The organism is uncultured Amaricoccus sp. (assembly GCF_937858865.1).
Classification (GTDB): Bacteria; Pseudomonadota; Alphaproteobacteria; order Rhodobacterales; family Rhodobacteraceae; genus Amaricoccus.
The window spans coordinates 1-4,793 of record NZ_CALLYO010000641.1 but is presented as its reverse complement, the minus strand read 5'-3'; the positions used below and the strand labels follow the sequence as shown (position 1 = coordinate 4,793).

Annotated in this window: 6 protein-coding genes; all 6 read right to left on the bottom strand. The window is 76.0% G+C overall.

Translation table 11 applies throughout. From position 1 onward, the window contains the following. Positions 1-87: 87 nt before the first annotated feature. The 6 genes from Q0112_RS19185 to cbbX all read right to left on the bottom strand — a co-directional run bounded on the left by Q0112_RS19185 (position 88) and on the right by cbbX (position 4,544). On the bottom strand, positions 88-435 hold the full coding sequence (locus Q0112_RS19185; protein ID WP_297977698.1) for a hypothetical protein: 348 nt from the start codon (positions 433-435) through the stop codon (positions 88-90). Beyond that, complete coding sequence (locus tag Q0112_RS19180; RefSeq protein WP_297977697.1) at positions 432-1,229, bottom strand: DUF58 domain-containing protein; 798 nt, start codon at positions 1,227-1,229, stop codon at positions 432-434. The genes Q0112_RS19185 and Q0112_RS19180 overlap by 4 nt, the downstream gene beginning before the upstream one ends. Then, on the bottom strand, positions 1,213-2,184 hold the full coding sequence (locus Q0112_RS19175; RefSeq protein WP_297977699.1) for an AAA family ATPase: 972 nt from the start codon (positions 2,182-2,184) through the stop codon (positions 1,213-1,215). Before Q0112_RS19175 ends, Q0112_RS19180 begins: the two co-directional genes overlap by 17 nt. Positions 2,185-2,260: 76 nt before the next feature. Next, positions 2,261-2,917 carry a phosphoglycolate phosphatase gene (gene gph / locus Q0112_RS19170; RefSeq protein ID WP_297977696.1) on the bottom strand — a complete coding sequence of 219 codons (657 nt, stop codon included), beginning with the start codon at positions 2,915-2,917 and terminating at the stop codon, positions 2,261-2,263. Beyond that, on the bottom strand, positions 2,914-3,624 hold the full coding sequence (gene rpe, locus Q0112_RS19165; RefSeq protein WP_297977695.1) for a ribulose-phosphate 3-epimerase: 711 nt from the start codon (positions 3,622-3,624) through the stop codon (positions 2,914-2,916). Before rpe ends, gph begins: the two co-directional genes overlap by 4 nt. Next, a complete protein-coding gene (cbbX, locus tag Q0112_RS19160; RefSeq protein WP_297977694.1) occupies positions 3,621-4,544 on the bottom strand; it encodes a CbbX protein in 924 nt (307 codons plus the stop codon). Before cbbX ends, rpe begins: the two co-directional genes overlap by 4 nt. Positions 4,545-4,793: the final 249 nt, after the last annotated feature.

Genomic DNA, 4,793 nt, shown 5'->3' with positions numbered 1-4,793 from the left:
AGCGCCTGGCCGCCGGCACCGCGGGCGGGCAGGAGCCGCACGAGGAGCGGCAGCGGCAGCGCGAGGAGCGCGAGCGGGACGGCGAGCTCAGGCACGGCGGCGCCGGATGAGGTCGTCGAGGACCGCCGGGTCGGGCGGCGCCGTGGTGTAGAGCGCGGCGCGGATCTCGGCGGGAAGCGGGATGCCCCGCTCGCGCAGGAGCTCGAGCTGGACGAGGCGGCGGGCGTCGGGCGGCAGCGCGGCGGCGCGGGCGAGGCGGGCGGCGGCGCTCTCGCGGCGGGGCCGCGGCCGGAAGAGCGGGGCGAGGAGCAGCGCGAGGAGCGCGGCGACGAGGAGGCCGAGGCCGAAGGCGGCGAGGAGGTCGGGCCATCCGGTGGCGACGAAGGCGGCAGGAAGCCGCGGGGGATGCAGCTCGGCGACGATCGGCGGGGTCATGCGGTGGCGAGGCGCTCGGCGCTGAGGCCGGGCAGGCGGAGCGCGCCGAAGCGGCCGCGCGCGACGCGGCCGTCCTCGGTGAGGTAGGGGAGCGCGGCGGCGGGCGGCCGGGTCTCGAAAGCGTCCTCGGTCAGGATGAGGCGCAGGGGGCCGCGGCGGGCGAGGCCGGCGAGCGCCGCCTCGAGGCCGGGGCCGGGGTGGTCGAGGCCGGTGGCGAGCACGATCCCGGCGCCGCGCGGATCGAAGCGGGCGGCGCGGACGAGGTCGGGGGCGAGCGGGCGGACCGGGGCGCGGGTCTCGAGGGCGAGGGCGTGGGCGCGGGCGAGGAGGCCGGCGACGCGGGCCATGCCGGCGTCGCGCGGACGCGGCCGCTCGGCGAGGAGGCCGGCGTCGGTGAGGGCGACGACGCCGGCGGCGCCGGAGCCGAGGACGGCCTGCCAGCCGGCGAGCGCGAGGGCCTCGGCGGCGGCGACCGAGCGGAGGCGGGTGCGGGTGCCCCAGAGCATCGGGCGGCGGAAGTCGGCGACGAGGAGGACGGTGCGCTCGCGGTCCTCGTGGAAGGAGCGGACCTGGAGAGTGCCGGAGCGGGCGGTGGCGGCGGCGTCGAGGTGGCGCGGGTCGTCGCCTTCGGTGAAGGGGCGGATCTCGCGGATCTCGTGGCCCTGGCCGCGCTTGCGGGTGGGCGCGATGCCCGGGCGCTCGGCCAGTGCGCCGGCCGGGCGGGGGGCGCGGCGGCCGAGCGCCATCAGCGCCGCGGCGCTGACGGTGGTGGCGCCGTCACCAGGGGCGGACATGGGCGAGCGCGCGGGCGACGATGTCGCGCGGGGTGATGCCGTCGGAGGTGGCGCGCCAGCTCGGCACCAGCCGGTGCGAGAGGGCGTCGGGGGCGAGATCCTCGACGTCCTCGGGCAGCGCGTGGTCGCGGCCGCGCAGCGCGGCGCGGGCGCGGGCGGCGGCGGCGAGCGCCAGGGTGCCGCGCGGGGAGACGGCGTGCTCGACGAGGCCCTCGAGCGGGGTGCCCGCGGTCTCGCGCGTGGCGACGACGAGGCGGACGATGAAGTCCTTCAGCGGCGGCGCGAGGTGGACGCGGTCGGTGGCGGCCTGGGCGGCGTGGATGGCGGCGGGGCCGAGGCGCCGGCCGGTGGCGGCGGGGGGCGCGCGACCCTCGGCCTCGACGAGGTCGAGGATGGCGCGCTCGGCCTCGGCGCCGGGGAGGGCGAGCGCGACGTGGAGGAGGAAGCGATCGAGCTGGGCCTCGGGCAGCGGGAAGGTGCCCTCGTGCTCGATCGAGTTCTGGGTGGCGACGACCATGAAGGGTTCGGGCAGCGGCCGGGTGACGCCGCCGGCGGTGATCTGCCGTTCGGCCATCGCCTCGAGCAGGGCGGACTGCACCTTGGGGGGCGCGCGGTTGATCTCGTCGACGAGGACGAGGGAGTGGAAGAGCGGGCCGGGGACGAAGTCGAAGCGGGCGTCGTCCGGGCGGAAGACCTGGGTGCCGGTCATGTCGGAGGGCATGAGGTCGGGCGTGCACTGGATGCGGGCGAAGCTCGCGTCGAGGCCGGCGGCGAGCGCCTTGACGGCGCGGGTCTTGGCGAGGCCGGGCGGGCCTTCGATCAGCAGGTGGCCGCCGGCGAGGAGGCCGATGGCGAGCCGCTCGACCAGCCGCTCGTGGCCGACGAGGCGGGCGGCGATGGCCTCGGTCAGGCGCGCGACCGGGGCGAGGGGATCGGCGATCCCGTGGTCCTGCAGGGTCACGCCGTCCTCCCGATCAACATGACGCGGGGGAGATTGGCACGCGGCCGGGGCGCTGGCCAGACGGGCGGGGTCAGACTTTCGGCTGAACCCGGGCGACGAGGGCGGGGAGCTCGGCGAAGTCGTCGAAGGCGGCGGCGGAGGCGAGCGTCCGGTGCGGGACGTGGCAGTAGCCGCCGCGGAAGAGGAGGAAGGGGAGGCCGGCGCGGGCGGCGGTCTCGGCGTCGACCTCGCTGTCGCCGACGTAGAGGGCGGGCGGGCCGCCGAGGGCGCGGACGGTCTCGAGGAGCGGCAGGGGGTCGGGCTTGCGGACCGGGAAGGTGTCGCCGCAGGCGAGGGCGTCGAACGCGAGGCCGAAGGCGGCGAGGATGCTGCGGGTCATCGCCTCGGGCTTGTTGGTGCAGAGGCCGAGGCGGCAGCCGGCGGCGCGGAGGCGGGCGAGGGCTTCGGGGACGCCGGGGTAGGGGCGGGTGAGGGCGGCGGGGGCGGCGGCGTAGCGGGCGGAGAAGGCGGCGAGGAGGCGCGGGTGCTCGGCGGCGGGGAGGCCGCTCGCCGCCGTGATGCGCTCGACGAGCTTGGGCAGGCCGTTGCCGACGAAGCTGCGGATGGTTTCGGGCGGGAGCGGCGGGCGGCCCTCGGCGGCGAGGGTCGCGGCGGCGGCGGCGTGCAGGTCGGGGATGCTGTCGACGAGCGTGCCGTCGAGGTCGAAGGCGACGGCGGGGGACCTCACGCAGCGGCCAGGGCGTCCGCGGCGGCGGTGCGGATGGCGCGGATGTTGCGGCCGTAGGGGGCGGGGTCGGCGACCGAGCCGCCGGCGAAGACGGCGGAGCCGGCGACCAGCACGTCGGCGCCGGCGGCGACGACGAGGGGGGCGGTCTCGGGGGTGATGCCGCCGTCGGTCTCGATGTGGATCGGGCGGTCGCCGATCATGGCGCGGAGGGCGCGGATCTTGTCGAGCTGGGAGGGGATGAACTTCTGGCCGCCGAAGCCGGGGTTGACGGTCATCACGCAGACGAGGTCGACGAGGTCGAGGAGGGGACGGGCGGCCTCGGCGGGCGTGCCGGGGTTGAGCGCGAGGCCGGGGCGGGCACCGGCGGCGCGGATCGCCTGGAGCGTGCGGTGGGTGTGGGGGCCGGCCTCGGCGTGGACGGTGAGGATGTCGGCGCCGGAGGCGGCGAAGGCTTCGATGTAGGGGTCGGCGGGGGCGATCATCAGGTGGACGTCCATCAGGGTCCCGACGTGCGGGCGGATCGCCTTCACCAGCGGCGGGCCGAAGGTGAGGTTGGGGACGAAGTGGCCGTCCATGACGTCGACATGCACCCAGTCGGCGCCCTCGGCCTCGATGGCGCGGCATTCGGCGCCGAAGGCGGCGAAGTCGGCGGAGAGGATCGAGGGGGCGATCTTCGGGCTGCGGTCGAAGGTCGTGGCGAAGCTCATGGCTGGCTCCTGTCGGCGTCGAGGCCGCCGCGGAAGACGCGGCTGGCGCGGATGTCGGGCCCGTCTAGCGCGCTCAGGGCGGCGGCGTCGAGGGGGGTGGTCGCGGTTTCGAAGAGGCGGTTGGCCTGGCGGAGGCGGGCGCGGTCGAGCGCGTTGCGGATCGAGCGGGCGTTGGCGAAGTGGGGCTGCGAGCGGCGGAGGGGGATGTAGGCGGCGAGCGCCTCGCGGGCGGCGGCGGTCAGCGTGTAGTTCTGGGCGGCGAGCATCGCCTCGGCGATGGCGAGGAGCTCGGCGTCGGTATAGTCGGGGAACTCGATGTGGTGGGCGATGCGCGAGCGGAAGCCGGGGTTGGCCTCGAAGAAGCGGGCCATGCGGTCGGCGTAGCCGGCGAGGACGACGACGAGGTCGTCGCGGTTGTTCTCCATGACCTGGAGCAGGATCTCGATCGCCTCCTGGCCGTAGTCGCGCTCGTTCTCCGGGCGCCAGAGATAGTAGGCCTCGTCGATGAAGAGGACGCCGCCCATCGCCTTCTTCAGCACCTCCTTGGTCTTCGGGGCGGTGTGGCCGATGTACTGGCCGACGAGGTCGTCGCGGGTGACGGTGACGAGGTGGCCCTTCCGGACGTAGCCGAGGCGGTGGAGGAGGTCGGCCATGCGGAGCGCGACCGTGGTCTTGCCGGTGCCGGGGTTGCCGGAGAAGGACATGTGCAGCGTCGGGGTCTCGTGGGCGAGGCCGAGGCGGCGGCGGGCGCGCTCGACGAGAAGGAGTGCCGCGGTCTCGCGGATGCGGGTCTTGACCGGGGCGAGGCCGATCAGGCTCCGGTCGAGATCCTCGAGGACGGCGCGGACGCCGGAGGTCTCGTATTCGGCGCGGAGGTCGACGGTCTCGTCGACGGTCTCGGGGCTGGCGTCTTCGGGCATCGGAGGGCCTCCGGGAGAAAGGGGCGCGGGCGGGGGAGGAGGGTCGCCCGCGCAAGTCGGGGGGATTTCGCGCGCGAAACTATGGGTAACTTGTTGAGCCGGTTTTCTTATTATGTTGGCGTTAGGGAAGCGTTCAGAATTGCGGGGCGGTCGGAGCGCCTTTGCGCTCCGGGAGTCGGTCTCCCCGCGCCAGGGGCGCGGGGCCCCTCGCGCGCCGTTGCGCGCGGTTCTCCCCCACCCCCCTTCCCC

Coding starts and splice junctions, on each gene's coding strand:
- Q0112_RS19185 (WP_297977698.1), bottom strand. CDS start 435: ATGACCCCGCCGATCGTCGCCGAGCTGCATCCCCCGCGGCTTCCTGCC.
- Q0112_RS19180 (WP_297977697.1), bottom strand. CDS start 1,229: ATGTCCGCCCCTGGTGACGGCGCCACCACCGTCAGCGCCGCGGCGCTG.
- rpe (WP_297977695.1), bottom strand. CDS start 3,624: ATGAGCTTCGCCACGACCTTCGACCGCAGCCCGAAGATCGCCCCCTCG.
- cbbX (WP_297977694.1), bottom strand. CDS start 4,544: ATGCCCGAAGACGCCAGCCCCGAGACCGTCGACGAGACCGTCGACCTC.